We start from the raw sequence: 18,630 nt of genomic DNA, 5'->3' as shown, positions 1-18,630 counted from the left end.
CGGCGGCATCAGCTGTCTCCAGCAGCACCGGGGACTGGGGCGTGCAGGATTCCGACAGGGCACAGGCTGCCCCGCTGAGACAGCGGAGCAGCGTCTTCGACTGTGGCTACGCCGCACGCATCATGCTGCGATGTCCTCCAGGACCGCCATCGCTTCCGCGGCCGGCTGATCAACCGGGGCCGGGCGGACGGTCACGTGCTGAGGTTCTGTACCTGTGTGTACGTCGGTACGTCTCCGCTCACCGCCCGGCCCGCCCTGATCTCCGCCGCCGCCCCCAGCGCCGCGCCCAGCGCCGCCCGGTACAGCAGCGATCCCAGGCTCACCCTGCTCACCCCCAGGTCGCCGAGTTGCGCAACTGTGGGGCCGGACGGGGAGTAGAGGATGTTGAGCGGCGCGTCGAGGTCCTTGACCAGCGCGGTGATCGCCGCCGCGCCGGTCAGGCCGGGGACGAACACGCCGTCGGCGCCCGCCTGTTGATAGGTGTCGAGCCGATGCATCGTCCCGGCCGTCCGCTCTGCGCCCAGCCAGTGCGTGTCGGTGCGCGCGTTGACAAAGAGGTGCGGCACTGCGGCTTTCACCGCCGCGATCTTCGCCGCGTGCAGGTCGACGGGGGTGAGCGTGCCGTCGGCCCTGCCGTCCTCCAGATTGATGCCGACCGCCCCCGCGTCCGCCAGGTCCCGGGCCAGCTCGGCCACCTCCGACGGATCGTCGCTGAACCCGCCCTCGGCGTCCACCGAGAGGAAGTACGGGCCTGCGCCCAGCCGCCGGGCCAGGAGCAGTGTGTCCGCTCGCGTCGCCCCCGTGCCGTCCGGCAGTCCGGCCGCCGCGGCCACCGCGAGGCTGGTGGTGCCGATGGCGGGGAAGCCCTGTTCGGCCAGGGCCGTCGCGGAGGCGTGGTCCCAGGCGTTGGGCAGCAGCAGTGGTGTCGCCTCCGGCGTGCGGTGCAGAGCGGTGAACGCCGTGAAGGCGGCGGAGGCGGTGAGGTTGCCGGAGTCGGTCATGGTTCAACGCTAGGGGAGCGACTCTTCGGCCGTCGTCGAAGTGTGTCTCGACGCGCCGCCCGAGGACGACGTAACGCGTCTCGCCCTCGGGCGGCGGCCCGGCGCGACACAGGCCGGGCACCAGTAGCCCTCCTGCTGGATGTGGACCCGGCCGAGCTCCGGATCGTCCTGGGTACTGAAGTCCTGCGTACTCGCGCTGCTCCGCGACGGGCTCCGCTGCGGTGCGGAGCTGCTCGACGGACTGTCCGACGTCGGCGTGATGACCACCGGTCAGGGGCCGATCCATCCCCCGCTTTCCCGGCCGCGCCGGGACGAGCCGTCGCCACGCTGTGCGGGAATCGCCCGTCGGGCCCCCTCGGCGCTCCTGCGCGCCGACCGGTTCGGGCCGCGCCTCGCCGGCCGAGTTCGACCTGCGGGCGGGTGGGCTCAGCAGCCCCGCGCCCTCAGCGGCAGGCCACCTTCATCTGCGCGGCGGCGTGGTGCGCGCCCACCAGTTCCTCGTCGCCCCAGTCGCGCCCCCGGTCGACCAGCTGCACCGCGAAGGTGTTGCCCTTGACCGGATAGCTGCTGACGTCGACGGGGCTGCCACGGTGCACGGTCTGGCGTACGGCGAAGCCGGTGTAGGCGGAGTCCGCGTCGTCGGGGTCCGAGAGCACCCGGTACACGGTGGGGTTGCCCGCGACATCGCGGTCGCGGCCGCTGCTCGGTACGAAGACCGTCAGCGCGCACTCCTGGTAGCCGCTGCCCAGGTGCCAGGACCAGGTGGCGGTGTTGCCCCGGTCCTCGGTCGGGCTGCCGGACATCGGCACGGCGCTGAACCGTCCGTCGCACGAACTCCCCCGGTATCCACCCGAGCCGACCGTGTACCAGCCGTCGTCATCGTCCTCGTACCGGCCGTGTTCGCGGTACGCGCCCGTCGTGCAGCCGGGGCCCGCCCAGGCGGTGTACGCGTAACCCACCTTCCCGGGCGGCGACTTGGGGGGACGGGAGGGACTCGGCGACGGGCTCGGCGATGACGGGGAGCCGGAGGGTGCCGGGGTCGGGTCCGGGTCCGGGCTCTCCGTGCCCGACGGGCCGATCCGGGTGGGGGCTCCGCCCTCGAGGCCGTCCTGCGGTTCTCCGACGCCGCCCATCGCCCCCGTACGCGTGCCGCCGCCGTCCGACGCGAGGAGCGAGCCACCCGTGACGAGTGAACCCGCCACCACGACAACTCCTGCCGCCAGCAGGGCCTTTCTGCGTCGCGACAGCGTGGATATCCGGCCCGCGAGTGTCTCGCGGGCGATCCAGGAACCGTCTCCGCCGACGGAGCGGGCCACCGATCCGCAGTCCGGACAGACCATTCCCGGCAGCGCACCTCGCTGTTCGCTACCGCACTGTTGGCACCTCATGGCAGCACACCTTGCCAGGGCACGGGACCCAGAGGGAGAGACCGTGCACGATCTGCCTGCCGTCTCCCTGTCTGTGCCCTCGTCTGCGCCCGCTCAGCGCAGCTCTTTCGGGCACGGGGTTCCGGGCGAGAGCTGGTACGGCGCCGCCAGCCGGTACACCCCGGCGCGCGGCGCGAGCAGTTCCGTCCACTCGTCGCCGTCCGCGTCCTCGTCCACCTTGATCAGGCAGCCGTTGGTGTTGACGAAGGTCCGCGGGCTGTCCTGGTCCGTGCGCTGCTTGGACGCCTCGGTCTCCTGCGGGCGTTCCACGCTCTTGCCCTCGTCGTCGACCAGGGCAAGCCAGCGCGAGTACGGAATCCGGATCAGCACTCGGCCCGCCCGCTTCACATGGATGGTCAGCTCGCCCGCACCGGCCCGGTCGACGGTCGCGGGCGGATCGGCCAGCGGCACCGGGCTGTCGACCTCGAAGAGCTGCCAGTTGGAGTCGGACCAGACCTTGCGCAGATACGGCTGCCCCTTCCGGACGAGCTCCGCCTCCTGCACCGCACCGGTGGCGTCCGGTTCCCCCTTGGGCAGCACCACGTAGTGCACGGCCCAGCGGTCGAGCCACTGGCGGTAGTTCACGGGGTTCAGGGTGTCGTCGTAGAAGAGCGGGTTGCGCTCCATGTCGGCCTGCCGGTTCCAGCCGCGGGCCAGGTTGACGTACGGCGCGAGCGCGGACGCCTCCCGGTGGCTGCTGGCGGGCACCACCTCGACCCTGCCCCGCTCCGCGCCGATGTTCTGGAGCTCGTTGACGAGCGGCGCCAATTCGCGCGTCCAGGAGGCGGCGGGGGCGGTGCGGACGATGTCGTCGGCACCCTTGAAACCGATCCAGACGTTCATGCCGACGAACGCGAGGAGGAGCACGTACCAGCGGCGGGATCGCGGCACTGCGTACGGCAGCGCGGCAAGCAGCGCCACCCCGGCGAACAGCATCGCCATCCGCGTGACGTTCGACCCTATCTGCGAATCGATCACATAGGTCAGCAGCGTCCCGACCCCGTAGACGGCAGCGGCGGTACGGACCGTGCTCCACTCGCGCGGCACGAGGAAGAAGACGAGGACGGAGAAGAGGAACGGCAGCGACAGCGTCGCGATCGACATCGGCTGCGTACCCGAGAACGGGAACAGCCATGAGGACAGCGCCACCACCACGACCGGTGCCAGTCCCAGCGCGTACGCCCCCGGGCGCCGCTTGTTCAGGAACAGCGCCGCCGCCACCACGCCGAGGAAAAGTCCCGCGACAGGGCTGCCCGCGGTGGCAAGACCGGCGAGCGGCGCGGCGACGGCCGCCTTCGCCCAGCGCTTGTGGCGCCACCGGTACGGCCAGCAGAACACCGCGGCCACCGCTCCCAGGGCGAACATCATGCCGAGCCCGAACGTCACCCGGCCGGACATTGCGTTGCACAGGAACGCGAACACCCCGGCGAGCGAGCAGGCGAGCGGGTTACGGACGGCCGGGACCCGGACCAGGATCAGCGCGGTCAGCCCCGCCGACACCGTCCCGGCGATCATCATCGTCGTGCGGACGCCGAGCACCGACATCAGATACGGCGACACGACGCTGTACGAGACGGGGTGCATGCCCCCGTACCAGGCGAGGTTGTACGCGGTGCCCGGATGCCGGCCGACGAACTCGGCCCACGCATCCTGCGCCGCGAGGTCGCCGCCGCTGTTCGCGAAGAAGAAGAACCAGAGGATGTGGGTGACCGCGGCGGCCGCCGTCGCGATGGTGACGGGGTGACGCAGCAGCCGCTGGGCGCGGGTCGGCCGTGGCACCTCGGCCCGGGGTTCGGGGGTACGCGGGGCCGGCAGCCGGACGCCCGTGTTCCCACCACCGCTGCCGCTCGTCACGTCGCCTCGCACATCGCTGCTCCCGGCCGCTGTACGGCCGGATCTCGGCTCCGCGGTGGTCACTACGATCTCTCCCCGTCTCCGCCGGCCCCGTACCCCTGCCCCCGTACTTCGTGCCCGTGCCCCCGTGCCCCCATTCGGTACACGTGTGAGGACGCGGTCCGGCGTTCCCCGGTTGTCCGGGGACGCTAACACGGCGCAACGGGGAAGGGGGGCCGGGATCGGCACCCCCTTCCCCGACCCGCGTCAGCTGATGCGGGTCAGCTTCTGGCCGAAGCCGGGCTCCGCCAGATCGCTCTGCAGCGCCACCGCGACCTTCACCTGACTGGCCCCCTCACCGACGGTGAGCGTGCCCACATGGGTTCCGGCGGCCGCCGAGTGCGGGATCGTCCTCCCGTCGTCGGTCAGTTCGATCCTGACCGTCAGACCGGGCCAGCCGACCGCCGCCACGTCCTCGGTCGCGACGACCGGGACGGTACCTCCGAGCCCGTCGTCGACCCTGCCGACGACATCGCCCTTCTTGACGACCTTCCCGCTCTCCAGCAGGTCCTCCGTCGCGACCATCACTTCCTTGCTGACCGCGTTGACCGTGTCGATGATGGGCGCCTTGTGCTGGCCCAGCACCGCGCCGACGATCAGCTGATCGGTGTCGCCGACCATCTTGTGCGCGGCGAAGAGCAGGTTGCCGCCGGCCTTGGTGGTGGAGCCGGTCTTGATGCCGAGCGCATCGTTGTACGGGACGAGGGTGTTGTAGTTCCGCCAGTTCTTGCCAGACGGGTCGGTCCACGAGGGCAGCTGCGTGATCGCCATCAACGCCGGGATCTCCACCAGCTTCTGGCCGAGCTTCACCTGGTCCTCGGCCGAACTCACCGTCGTCTCCTTGAGCCCGGACGGGTCGGTGTATGTGGTGTTCTTCATGCCGAGCGACTTGGCGGTGTCGTTCATCTTCTTGACGAACGCCTGCTCGGAACCCGCGTCCCAGCGCGCGAGCAGCCGCGCGATGTTGTTGGCGGACGGGATCATTATGGCGGAGAGGGCCTGCTGCTCGGTGAGCTTGTCGCCGGCCTTCACGGTGTTGAGGGTGGACTCGCCCGCCGAGTCCAGCTTGCCGTCCGACTCCGCCTTGGCGTCGACCGTGATGGACGGACCCGCCTTGCCCTTCTTCAGCGGGTGGTCCTTGAGGACGACGTACGCGGTCATCGCCTTGGCCACACTGCCGATCGGCACGGCCTTCTGCTCGCCGAACGAGTCCACTGTGCCGAGACCGGTCGCCGCCATGTAGCCCTGACCCTCGCTCGGCCACGGCAGCGACGGCTTCCCGCCCTCGAAGGTGTACGTCGGCTTCGCCGTCAGCTGCAGCTCAGGGGCCGGCAACGGGCGCACAACCTGCACGATCGCAAATACGACCAGGAGGAGCAGGACCAGCGGGGTCCAGATCTTGACCCGGCGAACGGCGGTACGGACCGGCGTCTCCGGGGGCGGGGGCGTGTTCGTCAGCTCGGCCAGCAGGTCGAGCGGCGGCCTGGGCGGCAGCGGCTGCTGCCGGGTGCGCTCGGCTCCGCTGAGCGAGGGAGCGGGGGCCGAGGCAGGGCTCGGCCGGGCGGCCTGGGCGGCTGCGGATCCAGTCGTCTCGGGCTTGCGGGGCGCCGGGGCGGGGCGTGCGTCGTCGCGGCGGAGCGGTACGAACTGGCTGGTGCGCTCGGCGGGGCTCTCGGGCTCCGGCTTCTCCTCGGGCTTCGCCGAGGGGCGGGTGATCTTCAGCGCGGTCGTCGGCTGGTCGATCCGGTCGCGCCGGATCGCCTTGAAGACGGCCGTGGGCTGATCGATTCCGCGCTTGTCCGCAGTGGGCTCGGTGCCGTCGGTGTCGCCGGTGTCCGCGCCGGTGGCCTCGGCGCCCTCGGCCGCGCCGTCATCGGCGTCGTCGTCAGCGTCGTCAGCCGCCGCGGGTTCGCCGTCACCGGCGTCGCCGGCGTCCTTGGCGGGGTCCACGACGTCGGCGTCCGCGCCCTTGGCCGCGTCGTCACCGGCGTCGTCGTCAGCGTCGTCAGCCGCCGCGGGCTCGCTGTCACCGGCGCTCTTGTCGCCCTCGGAGTCCGCGGCGTCCGCGGCGTGGCTCTCCTCGCGCCCCTCGGAGACCCGGGTCTCGTCGGAGGCGTCGCCGGAGACCGCAGGCTCGTCCTCGTCCTCGTCCGCGTCAGTGGTAGCGGCTGCGTCCTCGTCAGCGGCTGCGGCGTCACCGGACGCCGCAGGCTTGTCGGCGGCCTCGTCATCCGCATCGTGATGGGTGTCGGCGTCTGTTTCCGCGGCGTCGTCCGCCACTTCAGCCGCATCCGCCGCGTCCGCGCTCGATGCAGCCGCTTCGTCCGCGGTCGCGTCGGCGGAGTCCGTCCCACTCTCGCCCGCCTCTTCCGCCAGCGCGGACGTGTCGCTCTCCGCGACCGTCTCGGGCTTCGCGGCGTCATCGGCGTCGTCGGCGGCCTCGGGTTCCTCGGCAGCAGCGCCTGCGGCGTCGTCGTCACCCTTCCCCACCCACGCAGCCACCGCCGCACGCAGCCGCGCGTCGCCCTCCTCGGGCTCGGCGGGCCCGGATGGCGTGGAGGCCGCCTCGGGGCCCTCAGAGGCGTTCTCCGTGCCGTCGACGCCCTCGGCGTGCTCCGCGTCCTCGCCGTTCTCGACCGGCTTCGTACGGAAGACCGCCGTCGCCGTGTCCTTCTTGCCGCCGGACTCCGCCGGGGAGGCCGGTTCACGGAAGGCGGCAAGCCGCGGATCGCCTTCGCTCCGAGCCGTTCCCGACGACTTCTGCTGCTCCGACTTGTCGGGGGACTCGCCCGCCACCGATGCCTCCTCCTGCGCTGCGGGGTCCCCCCCGCGCTGTCCGAACCATCTACCAGTGTCCTGTGTGAACCCCCGGCCGCGCTGCTAGACGAGAACGACATACCTACTGGTTCCCGTACGAAGCACCCAGGCGCTCTCGACAGACCAATGTGAGAGGGGTCACCCTGTCATTCATCCACGCGGGGAGGCATGGATGGGCAGGAGCCGCAGAACAATTCCGGAGGAGCTTCTGCTGCTCGCTCTGGACCCGACCACGGGTACCACAGCGCAGCCGCAGTCGCTCGACCTCGGCCTCGCCGGAGCTCAGCTAGTGGAGCTGGCTCTGGCAGGACGGATAGCCCCTGACGGGGATCGTATCGCCGTGGTGATGCCACGGCCGACAGGAGATCCGACACTGGACTCCGCACTGGAACTGCTGCGCCGACGCGGCAGCCCGGTTCGGGCCGTCCACTGGATTGGCGGGCCCCGACTGGGGTTGCGCCAGACCTATCTCTCGCATCTGGAGCGGTGCGGCATGGTGCATGCCGTGGCGGGCCAGATGTGCGGGGTGCTGCCGACGACTCGCTACCAGGCGACGGACACGGCGATCAGCCGGGAGATCAGATCCCGGCTGGACAGTGCGATCCGCACCGGTGTACCGCCGGACCCGCGGACCGCGGCGCTCGCCGCACTGGCCCACGCGGTCGGACTCGGCAAGCACCTCTACCCCGGGAACGAGGGGCGCTCATCGCGCTCCCGGCTCCGGGACCTGATCAGACACGACCCGATGGGCGGTCTCGTGGCGCACGCCGTGATGGACGTCCAGAACGGGGCGATCGCCCAGCCGCGCCGCAACCAGGCGGCGGGAGGGCCGTTGCAACCGCAAGTGCAGTCGCAGTCCCGTCGCGACAGCATGGTGCACACCGTTGCCCACTAGGGCAGCGCGCCGCACCACCGCAACAACAGAACCGCATACCGCCGCACCGACGTCCCCAAGACCCGGTTCGGGAGCCGCACCACGCGCGGGGCAGCCGGTCCACCGGCTGCCCCGCGCGCCTGCGTGTGGCCATTTCCCAGCGCAATCAGCCCCACGGGTGGCAATCTGCTGAGCAGTAGATACGCACAGCTACATAGCCGGAGGTGCCGTTTCCGTGCCGTCCAACGTCAATCCCACCGTCAGGCGACGCCGGTTGGGCCAGGAATTGCGCCGACTGCGCGAGCTCAAGGGCATGACGGCCGAGGAGGTGGCGGAGCGACTGCTGGTCTCGCAGTCGAAAATCAGCCGCCTGGAGAACGGCCGCCGTTCGATCAGCCAGCGCGATGTCCGCGATCTCTGCGGGGTGTACGAGGTCGAGGACCACCGGATCGTCGACTCGCTCATGCAGATGGCCAAGGACTCCCGCCAGCAGGGCTGGTGGCATGCCTTCGGCGACATCCCGTACAGCGTCTACATCGGGTTGGAGACCGACGCCGAGTCACTGCGGGTGTACGAACCGCAAGTGGTCCCCGGCCTGTTGCAGACCCGGAGTTACGCCGAGGCACTGATCAACGGCGCACTGCCGGAGGCACCGCAGACCGACATCGACAAGCGCGTCAGCGTCCGTGCGCGCCGCCAGGACCGGATCACCACCCAGGAGGGGCCGCTGCGACTCTGGGCGGTCATCGACGAGGCCGCGCTGCGCCGGGTGGTCGGTGGCAGGCAGGTCATGATCGAACAGTTGGAACAGCTCGTCGAGCTGTCACACCTGCCCCATGTGACGATTCAGGTGCTGCCGTTCGACATGGGCGCCCACCCGGGCATCAACGGGCAGTACGCCATTCTGGAATTCCCGGATGCCGCGGACTCCAGCGTCGTCTATATCGAGGGCGTCACCAGCGACCTCTATCTGGAGAAAGCCAATGATGTGCATCGGTACAGCGTCATGTACGAGCACTTGCGGGCACAGGCACTGAACGTGGAGCAGACCCGGCACTACATCGCCGACATCGCAAAGACGTACGCCCAGCTCAGCACCGACTGACCGGCTGAACCAGACATTCCGCAAAGTCCGGTTTGCGGGAAAAGGAACGATGTTACGGGTGAGGCGACGGCACGGTACACCGTCGCCACATCAAAGCGGAAGACCCGCATGGAATATGCCATCCGGTCGAGTGAACGACCCTCTCACCCAGCGACGTTGACGAGTAGCGTCGATCACGCCAACAGATACGCAGTTGGTGCGACTCACACAACTCTCTGAATCCGAACCGGAGTGAACATGGCTATTCGTCAGGGTGCCACGGACAATTGGACGAAGTCGTCGTATTCCGGGGGCAACGGCGCTTGCGTCGAGGTCAAGTCCCCCCTCGTCCAGTCGATCGCAGTGCGCGACTCGAAGGCCCCCGAGGGCCCTTCGATCACCTTCGTGCCCGGCGCATGGAACGCCTTCGTGTCCGACATCGCGAAGGGCTCCGTAGACGTCTGACCCATGCCCACCCACAGAATGCGGTGCGGCACCGAAACGGTGCCGCAGGAAGCCCTCTCGACCGGTCCGCCGTCCTGGCCGAGGGGGCCCACCGTCGGACGGACCGTTCAGCGCAACTGCTCGACGTACAGGTCCGTGCCGGGCACGGTCGGGATGAACGGCGCCACCAGCTCCACCCGCCCCAGGCCGGATTCCGCGACCGCCGCGTCGAGCCCGGTGAAGTGCTCCGTCCAGCACTCCCGCGGGTCCTCCTGGAGGAACCAGAGCAGGGTGAGCCGGGTGTCGACGCCCTCGACCTGCTTCACATAGGTCATCCGGTCACCCGGCAGCGGAGTGGGGCGGAAAACGGTCACCATCGCCGCCGGTGAGCCGCCGAGCCGCTTCGGCAGATGCCGGGAGCGCAGCCATTCCAGCAGCCCCGACCGCTGCCCGGCCCCTTCGGCGTCGATCACCTGCAGCACGAGCCCGCGGTACGGGTGGTCGAGGGCGTGATGGTCCCGGGGGCCGGCGGCGCCGTCCCGGTAGACCGTCGCCTCGTGGTCCTGGAACGCGGTGAACACATGCGTGCGGTCCTGATAGACCCGGCCGTCCCGGTTCAGCCGCTTGTTGATCCCGACAGTCCACTTCATGTGGTCGTCGTAGCGCCCGTCCGTCACCCAGTACGTGGACAGATAGCACCCGGCGCCGACCGGCTGCGCGACCGCGGATTTCTCCGGATAACGCAGCTCCTGGAGCTCCCGGGTGGCCACCCAGCGCCGCCCGGCGAACATCCAGGGCATCGCCATGGCGCCCGCGTAGTAGTGGTCGTCCTCGTACCAGCGGTTGTACGCGTACTCATGGCCCGGATGCGGTTCCACCATGGTGATCAGCGCGTGGCCGGGATGGACTTCGTACGGCCCCAGCGCGGCCAGTTCGGCGTACATATCGCTGCGCGTCTCGTCGCTCATGCCGTTCCCCTTCCGTACTCCGCTACAGCGCCCTACTCTGACGCCCCGTCAGAAGAACTGCCAGAGCCGGGAGGCACCCGATGCTGCTCGCGGGGAAGACCGTCATCGTGTCCGGCGTAGGCGCCGGGCTGGGGCATCAGATCGCGGCGACGGTGGTACGGGACGGCGGGAGCGCCGTCCTCGGAGCGCGTACCGCGGCCAATCTCGCCAAGTCGGCCGCCGAGATCGATCCCGGGGGCCGGCACACGGCCCATCAGGCCACCGACATCACCGACGAGGCGCAGTGCGAGGCGCTCGCCGGGCTGGCACTGAGGCGGTTCGGGCGGATCGACGCGGTGGTCCATGTCGCGGCCTGGGACAGCTACTTCGGCGGGGTCGAGGACGCGGACTTCGCCACCTGGCAGTCGGTGATCGACGTCAATCTGCTCGGCACGCTGCGGATGACGCGCGCCTGTCTGCCCGGGCTGAAGGAGCGGGGAGGCTCCGTCGTCGTCATCGGCACGCAGTCGTCGGTCGCCGCGCCCTCCCAGGTGCAGCAGGCGGCATACGCGGCGTCGAAGGGCGCGCTCACCTCGGCGATGTACTCCATGGCGCGGGAATTCGGTCCGCACCGGATCCGGGTGAACACCGTGCTGCCCGGCTGGATGTGGGGTCCGCCAGTGCAGGCGTACGTGCAGTTCACCGCGCACACCGAGGGCGTGCCGGAGGCCGAGGTGCTGGGCAGGCTCACCGAACGGATGGCGCTGCCGGAGCTGGCCACGGACGGCGATGTGGCGGAGGCGGCGGTGTTCCTGGCCTCCGACCGGGCCCGGGCGATCACCGGACAGTCCCTACTGGTCAACGCCGGCGAACTGATGCGCTGAGGCGCCGCAGCGATGAGGGCGCCGAGGTGCTGATGCGCCGATACCGGCAGCGGTGATCGGCAACAGTCCCGGTTCCCCTCCTTTCTCTCCTGTTCTCCCGCTCTCCTCCTTCTCGGCCGCACGGGACCCGCATCCCGTGCGGTCTTTCTGCGCTCTCCGGTGCTCGTGATTGCTCTGCACAGCCTGACGAAGTGCCCGCTCATCGTGTGGCTGCTGTCACGTTCACGACAACGCCCCCGTGGGTCAAGAACACGTAAAATCGTTCGACTTGCTGATTGGTGTTCACATCCCTGATCGCCAAAAACCTTGACCGAGGGACCGAACAGGCGGTTCAATCCCCGATGTCCCCGCTCCCGCACGGGGCCCCGCTGGGCGGCCGTACTGACGAAGTGCACACCCCGTTCATAAGGCGGACCCCAGGAGGGGGCACATGAACAGTCTCGACTGGGTCGTGCTCATCGGCTACTTCGGCGTGATGATCGCGATCGGACTCTGGTCCCACAAGCGTGTGGACAACGTCAGCGACTTCTTCACGGCCGGCGGCAAGATGCCGTGGTGGCTGTCCGGCATCTCGCACCACATGTCCGGCTACAGCGCCGTGATGTTCACCGGGTACGCCGGTATCGCCTACCAGTACGGCGTCACGTCATTCGTGACCTGGTCGCTGCCGATCGCCATCGGCATCGGCATCGGCTCCAAGCTCTTCGCGCCCCGGCTCAACCGACTGCGCTCGCGGCTGCATGTCGCGTCGCCGCTCGAATACCTGAAGAACCGCTACAACATCCAGACGCAGCAGGCGCTCGCCTGGTCCGGTCTACTGCTGAAGATCGTGGACGTCGGCGCCAAGTGGGCGGCCATCGCCACCCTGCTCTCCGTCTTCACGGGTATCACGATCACCCAGGGCATCTTCATCACCGGCTGCATCACGGCCGTCTACTGCACGGTCGGCGGCCTGTGGGCGGACGCGCTCACAGAACTGGGGCAGTTCGTCATCCAGCTCTTCGCCGGCGTCGCGATGCTCGTCACCGCCATGGCCAAGCTCGACGGTGTCAGCACCCTCTGGACGGTCTGGGACAAGCTGCCCGAGGGCCACACGAACCCGACGGCCGGCCCGTACACGGTGACCTTCCTGCTGGCGTACCTCTTCATCAAGACCTTCGAGTACAACGGCGGCATGTGGAACCAGGCCCAGCGCTACATGGCCACGGACTCCGCCGCCTCCGCGACCCGCTCGGCCCGGCTCTCCGCCGTGCTGTGGCTGGTCTGGCCGACGGTCCTGTTCTTCCCGATGTGGTGCGCCCCGCTGCTGGTCCACGCACAGAAGCCGGACGCCTCCGACAGCTACGCCCTGATGACCGAGCAGCTGCTGCCGCACGGTCTGCTGGGCCTGGTCGTCGTCGGCTTCTTCTCGCACACGATGGCCATGTGCTCCTCGGACGCCAACGCCATCTCGGCGGTCTTCACCCGGGACATCGCCCCGGTCCTCTCGAAGGCGGCCCGCAACTGGAGCAGCCGCACGGGTCTGCTGGCGGCCCGAGTGTCCACGCTCGGCTTCCTCGGTCTGTCGATGGCGCTGGCCACCCAGATCAACTCGCCGACGTTCAAGGACATCATCTCCGTCGTCATCAAGTGGGTGGCCGGTCTGATGGGTCCGATCGCGATCCCGTTCATGCTGGGCCTGCTGCGCAGGTTCCGTAAGTCGGGCCCGACGGCCGCGCTCGTCAGCTGGGCGGCAGGCCTGCTGGCGTTCTACTTCACCAACTACAACTTCGACGGTTCGGTGAAGACGGATGTCGCGCTCCAGTACCAGGTGGCACTGCCGCTGGCGATCTCGCTGGTGCTCTACATCCTGATCGGCTTCATCAAGCCCGAGGACACCCCGGAGCGCGACGCACTGATCGAGAAGATCAACACGGACGGTGACGGGGACGCCGTGGGCGCGACGGTTCCGGCGCAGGCCGGTTCCGGCGACGCCGCGGTCGCGGAGGGTGTGAAGGACTGATCCCTTCAGCCAGGTGCAAGGGGCCGGGTGCGGACGCGGCGGCGTCCGTACCCCGCCCCTTTCCCGTGCGTCCGTACGCCGGTCAGCCGCGCGGGTAGCGGGTCAGCCAGCCCGGGGCGGCAGCCGACGGGCTGTGGAGCGCAGGTCCCTGGGTCATCTCCATGGCGAAGTCGTCGGCGAGTTCCAGGAGCGTGGCCCGGCCCTCCAGTTCGGCGAGCCAGGCGGGCGGCAGTGCGGTCTCGCCGTGCAGCACACCGAGCAGTACCCCGCAGAGCGCCCCGGTGGCCGCGGACGGGCCGCTGTGGTTCACCGCGAGCCGCAACCCGTGCCGGACGTCCTCGCCGACCAGTGCACAGTACACGGCGACGGCGAGGACCTCCTCGGAGGAGTCCGTGTCGCCCAGCGCCTCGATGAGGGCCGGGCCCGGGATGCCCTGGCGCACGGAGCCGAGGGCCTGCTGCAGGGCGTCGGTGACCTGTTCGTGGCCGGGGCGCTCGGCGAGCAGCGCCAGGGCCTGCTGGACGGAGCCGTCCAGCGTCTGGCCGCGGGCCAGCCCGTGCACCACGACGGCGAGGGCGCCCGCGGACAGCAGGGCGGTGGGGTGGCCGTGGGTCTGGGCGGCGCATTCGACGGCCAGTTGCAGGACGAGCTGCGGTTCCCAGCCCACCAGCAGTCCGAAGGGGGCGGAGCGGGTGAGTGCGGCCGAGTCGCGCGCGGCGGGGTTCTTGGGCTGGTCGAGGGTGCCCATGGTGGTGTCGCCGAAGCCGTTGAGGCATTCGCGGGTGGGGGCACGGCGGGCGTAGAGCCACTCCTCCTGGGCGAGCCAGCCGTTCTCCGTGCGCCGCTCGTCCGGACCCCAGTCGCTCTGGGTGGCGGCCCAGCGCAGATGGGCACGGTGCACATCGGTGGGCGGATGCCAGGCGCCGGTGTCGCGGCGGACCTGGGCGCGGATCAGTCCGTCGACGGTGAACAGGGTGAGCTGGGTGACGGCGGTGACCGCACCTCGTCTGCCGTGGACGGGCACGAAGTCGGTGACGGCCTCGACGCCATGGGCCGCGCGGATCTCTTCGAGCGAGAGTCCGCTGACGGCCGCGCCGAGCGCGTCGCCGATGGCACCGCCCAGCAGACAGCCGCGCACCCGGCTGCGGAAGTCCTGCTGTTCGGCGCGGCCCCAGATGGCTGTGGCTCCTGTGCTCACCGCGCCCCTTCCCCGTCCGCGTACGACTGCGCAGCACTGTAATCGAACGGGAACGGCTGGTTCAGGGGCGGAACGGTATGTACGGAGTGGCTCCGGCGGTCACTTTTGAACAGCTATCTGCGGGGATCTCCGGGGTCCCGGCCACGTTCGCAGACGCGGGACATCCGTGGCCTGAAGCGGGACCTGCCCGGCGGGCCGACGACCACCCGCAGACGTCCCCGGACGGCCGGGGCGTCTCCGACTGCCCGGCCGGCGAACGCGGCCGGGCAGCGGGCGAACGGATCAGTCCGGCAGCACCGGCAGCAGCTCGGGGAGGTGTCCGTCGGACGTGGCTGCCGCCCGCTGCCGTTCCTCGGGGACTTCCCCGTACAGCGTGTTGCGCGGCTTCGCCGGCCGGCCCGCCAGTTCGGCGATGGCGACCAGGTCCTGGATCGAGCGGTACGAGCCGTAACTCGACCCTGCCATGCGGGAGATGGTCTCCTCCATCAGCGTGCCGCCCAGGTCGTTCGCACCGGAGCGGAGCATTTCGGCCGCGCCCTCCGTGCCGAGCTTGACCCAGCTGGTCTGGATGTTGGTGATGTGCGGGTGCAGCAGGAGCCGGGCCATGGCGGTGACGGCCCGGTTGTCACGGTCGGTCGGGCCCGGGCGGGCGATGCCCGCCAGGTAGACCGGTGCATTGGTGTGGATGAACGGCAGCGTCACGAACTCCGTGAAGCCACCGGTCTCCTGCTGGAGGCGGGCCAGGGTCCGCAGATGGCCGAGCCAGTGGCGGGGCTGGTCGACATGCCCGTACATCATGGTCGATGAGGAGCGCAGCCCCACCTCGTGGGCCGTCCTGATGACTTCCAGCCAGGTCGCCGTCGGCAGCTTCCCCTTGGTGAGGACCCAGCGGACCTCGTCGTCCAGGATCTCCGCCGCCGTGCCCGGGATCGAGTCGAGCCCGGCCTCCTTCGCGGCGGTCAGCCAGTCGCGGACGGACATGCCGGTGCGGGTCGCGCCGTTGACGACCTCCATCGGGGAGAAGGCGTGCACATGCATGCCGGGGACGCGCTCCTTCACCGCCCGCGCGATGTCGAAGTACGCCGTGCCGGGCAGATCCGGGTGGATGCCGCCCTGCATGCAGACCTCGACGGCACCGACGTCCCACGCCTGCGCGGCCCGGTCGGCGACCTGGTCCAGGGAGAGCGTGTACGCGTCGGCGTCGGTGCGCCGCTGGGCGAAGGCGCAGAACCGGCAGCCGGTGTAGCAGACGTTGGTGAAGTTGATGTTCCTGGTGACGATGTACGTGACATCGTCGCCGACCACGTCACGGCGCAGCGTGTCCGCGATCCGGCACAGTTCGTCGAGCGCCGGGCCGTCCGCGTGGAGCAGGGCGAGCGCCTGGTCGTCGGTGAGCTTCGTCGGGTCGTCGGCGGCCTGGCCGAGCGCGGCCTTCACGTCGGTGTCGATCCTGGACGGGACCATTCCGGGGGCGGCGGCCTCGCGGAGTGCCTCCCAGTCCCCGTAGACCTCGTCGAAGTCGTCGCGGCGGTCGCCGGTTCGGCCCTCGGTGTCGATGGTTCGGTGCAGATCGGTGCGGCCGGAGGCGTTGAAGCCCTCGTCGGGCTCCTGCCACGGCAGACCGACGGGGATCGCCTCTTCCTTCGCCAGCCCGGTCTCCGGGTCGGCGAGCGCCCGGACGTGCGGGAGGAGGCGGGGGTCGAGCCAGGGCTCGCCGCGCTGGATGAACTCCGGGTAGATGGTGAGCCGTTCACGGAGCTCGAAGCCCGACTCGGCTGTCTTCGCGGCGAGTTCGTCGATGTGCGGCCATGGACGCTCGGGGTTCACATGGTCCGGGGTGAGCGGTGAGACGCCGCCCCAGTCGTCGATCCCGGCGCCGATGAGCAGTGCGTACTCCGCATCGACGAGGTTCGGCGGGGCCTGGATGCGGGCGGACGGGCCGAGGATGTGCCGGGCCACGGCAATGGCGGCGGCGAGCTCCTCCAGTTCGGCGTCCGGCATCCCGCGCATCGCCGTGTCCGGCTTGGCGCGGAAGTTCTGGACGATGACCTCCTGGATGCCGTGGTAGGCGCGGGCGGTCTTGCGCAGCTCGAAGAGGGAGTCGGCGCGCTCCTCGTACGACTCGCCGATCCCGATCAGGATGCCGGTCGTGAACGGGACGTTGGACCGGCCCGCGTCCTCCAGCACCCGCAGCCGTACCGCCGGCTCCTTGTCCGGGGAGCCGTGGTGCGGGCCGCCCGGCTCGGACCACAGGCGGGTCGCCGTCGTCTCCAGCATCATGCCCATGGACGGGGCGACGGGCTTGAGGCGCTGGAGGTCGGTCCAGGTCAGGACGCCGGGGTTGAGGTGTGGAAGGAGTCCGGTCTCTTCGAGTACCCGGATCGCCATGGCGCGTACGTACGCGAGGGTGTCGTCGTATCCCTCGGCCTCCAGCCACTCCCGCGCCTCGGGCCAGCGGTCCTCGGGGCGGTCGCCGAGCGTGAACAGTGCTTCCTTGCAGCCCATGGCCGCGCCCTTGCGGGCGATGTCGAGAACCTCGTCGGGCGACAGGAACATCCCGTGCCCGGCCTTGCGGAGCTTGCCGGGGACAGTGACGAAGGTGCAGTAGTGGCACTTGTCGCGACAGAGCCGGGTCAGCGGGATGAAGACCTTGCGCGAGTACGTGATGACGCCCGGCCGGCCCGCGGCTTCGAGGCCCGCGTCCCTCACCCGGGCGGCGGACGCGGCAAGGTCCGTCAGATCGTCGCCGCGTGCCTGGAGCAGGACGGCGGCCTCGGTCACATCGAGGGCGACACCGTCACGGGCCCGTTTGAGCGCGCGCCGCATGGAGTTGGTGGTCGGGCGTGCGCGCTGAGGATCGGTCATGAACCGAGCATACGAGCGAGGTGGGCGGGCCGATGAAGCCCGTCCTGGGTTCGGGGGCGAAACGAACGCCGCTGCCGCTGCACGTCCGGCGACGCCCCGGTCCCGGGGCGCCCTGTCGGGGCCGGTGAGCACCTGGGCCTGTGAGGGTTCGCCCGGCGCGAGGCGACCGTCGATTCCGGCTCACCGGATCCAGGGTTCCGTCCTCAAACGCCGGACGGGCTGAAAAGGGCCTCCGGGCGCGCGCCCGGAGGCGAGGACCGGTTGTCAGTCCTCTTGGTCCGCGCGGAGCGACAGGTTCAGCCGGTCGCTCGCCAACCGCATGTGTTCGGCCATCGCCGCATCCGCCGCCTCGGGATCACCCGCCCGGATCGCGTCGAGCACCGCCCCGTGCTCATGAAGCGTCCCGCTCACCGTGCCCTCGATGTCGCCTGCCCGCTCCATCCAGACCTGGAGCAGCGCCCGGATGGAGTGCAGGATGTCGCTCAGCACCGTGTTGCGGGCGATGTTCGCGGTCTCCAGGTGGAACGCGATGTCGGCGTCGATGAACGCCTTGACGTCCGTGCCCGCCTCCCGCATCCGCGCCAGATGCCCTTCGAGTCGTTCGACGTCCGCCGGCTCCGCCCGCTCCGCGGCGAGGCGTGCGGACATGCCCTCCATGAACGTACGGACCTCCACGAGGTCCTGCGTACGGCGCTGACCGAGCATCAGGCCCCAGTTGATCGCCTGCGGCAGGAACTCCGACGTGCCGTCGCGCACGTACGACCCCGAGCCCGGCCGGATCTCGATGATGCCGAGCACGTCCAGTGCGGAGAGTGCGCCCCGGACGCTGGACCGGGCGACGCCGAGCGCCTCGGCGAGCTGCCGTTCGGCGGGCAGTCGGGTGCCTGGCTTCAGGTTGCCCTCGGAGAGGTGGTCGAGGAGCCGCTTGGCCACCTCGCTGACCGAGGACTCGCGTACGACGGGTCGCAGGAGCGAGGTGAAATCGGGCTCTTCGGGCTGCGTGGACACGTCGTCCAGTACATCAGACGTCTCCCGATGTGCACGGGTCGGGCGGACCATATCGCGCTCATCGGTCCTGGCGGGGTGCTCGTCGGAGCGACGTACGTCACTTTGGTTAATTGGTGACCAATTTTGGATTCGGGGCTAGCGTGTGAGCTGTTCGCCGGTCGGACCGCCGCGGCTACTGCCGGCCCC

Annotated in this window: 13 protein-coding genes; 5 read left to right on the top strand and 8 right to left on the bottom strand. The window is 70.1% G+C overall.

Features of this window, described 5'->3' with window-relative positions; translation table 11 throughout:
- Positions 1–191: 191 nt before the first annotated feature.
- The 4 genes from OG972_RS23910 to OG972_RS23895 all read right to left on the bottom strand — a co-directional run bounded on the left by OG972_RS23910 (position 192) and on the right by OG972_RS23895 (position 7,117).
- The gene (locus tag OG972_RS23910) at positions 192–1,001 is read right to left on the bottom strand and encodes an isocitrate lyase/phosphoenolpyruvate mutase family protein (protein WP_266984631.1); all 810 of its coding nucleotides are present in this window, start codon (positions 999–1,001) and stop codon (positions 192–194) included.
- Positions 1,002–1,444: 443 nt separating this feature from the next.
- On the bottom strand, positions 1,445–2,389 hold the full coding sequence (locus OG972_RS23905; RefSeq protein WP_266984629.1) for an adhesin: 945 nt from the start codon (positions 2,387–2,389) through the stop codon (positions 1,445–1,447).
- Between the two features lie 93 nt (positions 2,390–2,482).
- Complete coding sequence (locus tag OG972_RS23900) at positions 2,483–4,345, bottom strand: MFS transporter (protein WP_266984627.1); 1,863 nt, start codon at positions 4,343–4,345, stop codon at positions 2,483–2,485.
- A 183-nt stretch (positions 4,346–4,528) separates the two neighbouring features.
- On the bottom strand, positions 4,529–7,117 hold the full coding sequence (locus tag OG972_RS23895; protein ID WP_266984625.1) for a D-alanyl-D-alanine carboxypeptidase: 2,589 nt from the start codon (positions 7,115–7,117) through the stop codon (positions 4,529–4,531).
- 193 nt (positions 7,118–7,310) lie between these two features.
- Between OG972_RS23895 and OG972_RS23890 the strand changes: the two genes are divergently transcribed.
- The 3 genes from OG972_RS23890 (at position 7,311) to OG972_RS23880 (ending at position 9,561) form a co-directional block, all read left to right on the top strand.
- A complete protein-coding gene (locus OG972_RS23890; RefSeq protein WP_266984623.1) occupies positions 7,311–8,033 on the top strand; it encodes a GPP34 family phosphoprotein in 723 nt (240 codons plus the stop codon).
- A gap of 214 nt (positions 8,034–8,247) precedes the next feature.
- On the top strand, positions 8,248–9,117 hold the full coding sequence (locus OG972_RS23885; protein ID WP_266984621.1) for a helix-turn-helix transcriptional regulator: 870 nt from the start codon (positions 8,248–8,250) through the stop codon (positions 9,115–9,117).
- Positions 9,118–9,354: 237 nt separating this feature from the next.
- Positions 9,355–9,561 carry a DUF397 domain-containing protein gene (locus OG972_RS23880; RefSeq protein ID WP_266984619.1) on the top strand — a complete coding sequence of 69 codons (207 nt, stop codon included), beginning with the start codon at positions 9,355–9,357 and terminating at the stop codon, positions 9,559–9,561.
- A gap of 107 nt (positions 9,562–9,668) precedes the next feature.
- Here OG972_RS23880 and OG972_RS23875 read toward each other — a convergent pair whose 3' ends face one another.
- Positions 9,669–10,508, bottom strand: a complete 840-nt coding sequence (locus OG972_RS23875; RefSeq protein ID WP_266984617.1) for a hypothetical protein — start codon at positions 10,506–10,508, stop codon at positions 9,669–9,671.
- Positions 10,509–10,588: 80 nt separating this feature from the next.
- On the opposite strand from OG972_RS23875, the gene OG972_RS23870 reads away from it, so the two are divergent.
- Both OG972_RS23870 and OG972_RS23865 read left to right on the top strand, forming a co-directional pair.
- On the top strand, positions 10,589–11,371 hold the full coding sequence (locus OG972_RS23870) for an SDR family oxidoreductase (RefSeq protein ID WP_266984615.1): 783 nt from the start codon (positions 10,589–10,591) through the stop codon (positions 11,369–11,371).
- Positions 11,372–11,801: 430 nt separating this feature from the next.
- Entirely contained in the window at positions 11,802–13,373 is a 1,572-nt protein-coding gene (locus OG972_RS23865) for a sodium:solute symporter family protein (protein WP_266984613.1), read from the top strand.
- An 82-nt stretch (positions 13,374–13,455) separates the two neighbouring features.
- Here the strand turns inward: OG972_RS23865 and OG972_RS23860 are convergent, their stop codons facing one another.
- The 3 genes from OG972_RS23860 to OG972_RS23850 all read right to left on the bottom strand — a co-directional run bounded on the left by OG972_RS23860 (position 13,456) and on the right by OG972_RS23850 (position 18,444).
- Positions 13,456–14,571, bottom strand: coding sequence for an ADP-ribosylglycohydrolase family protein (locus tag OG972_RS23860; RefSeq protein WP_266984611.1), 1,116 nt, complete (start codon positions 14,569–14,571; stop codon positions 13,456–13,458).
- 282 nt (positions 14,572–14,853) lie between these two features.
- Positions 14,854–17,436, bottom strand: a complete 2,583-nt coding sequence (locus OG972_RS23855) for a bifunctional FO biosynthesis protein CofGH (RefSeq protein WP_266984609.1) — start codon at positions 17,434–17,436, stop codon at positions 14,854–14,856.
- A gap of 264 nt (positions 17,437–17,700) precedes the next feature.
- Complete coding sequence (locus OG972_RS23850; protein WP_266984607.1) at positions 17,701–18,444, bottom strand: FadR/GntR family transcriptional regulator; 744 nt, start codon at positions 18,442–18,444, stop codon at positions 17,701–17,703.
- Positions 18,445–18,630: the final 186 nt, after the last annotated feature.

This window comes from Streptomyces sp. NBC_01669, from assembly GCF_026339735.1.
GTDB classification, from domain to species: Bacteria; Actinomycetota; Actinomycetes; order Streptomycetales; family Streptomycetaceae; genus Streptomyces; species Streptomyces yanii.
The sequence above is the reverse complement of the archived record's forward strand: the minus strand, read 5'-3'. Positions and strand labels throughout refer to the sequence as shown.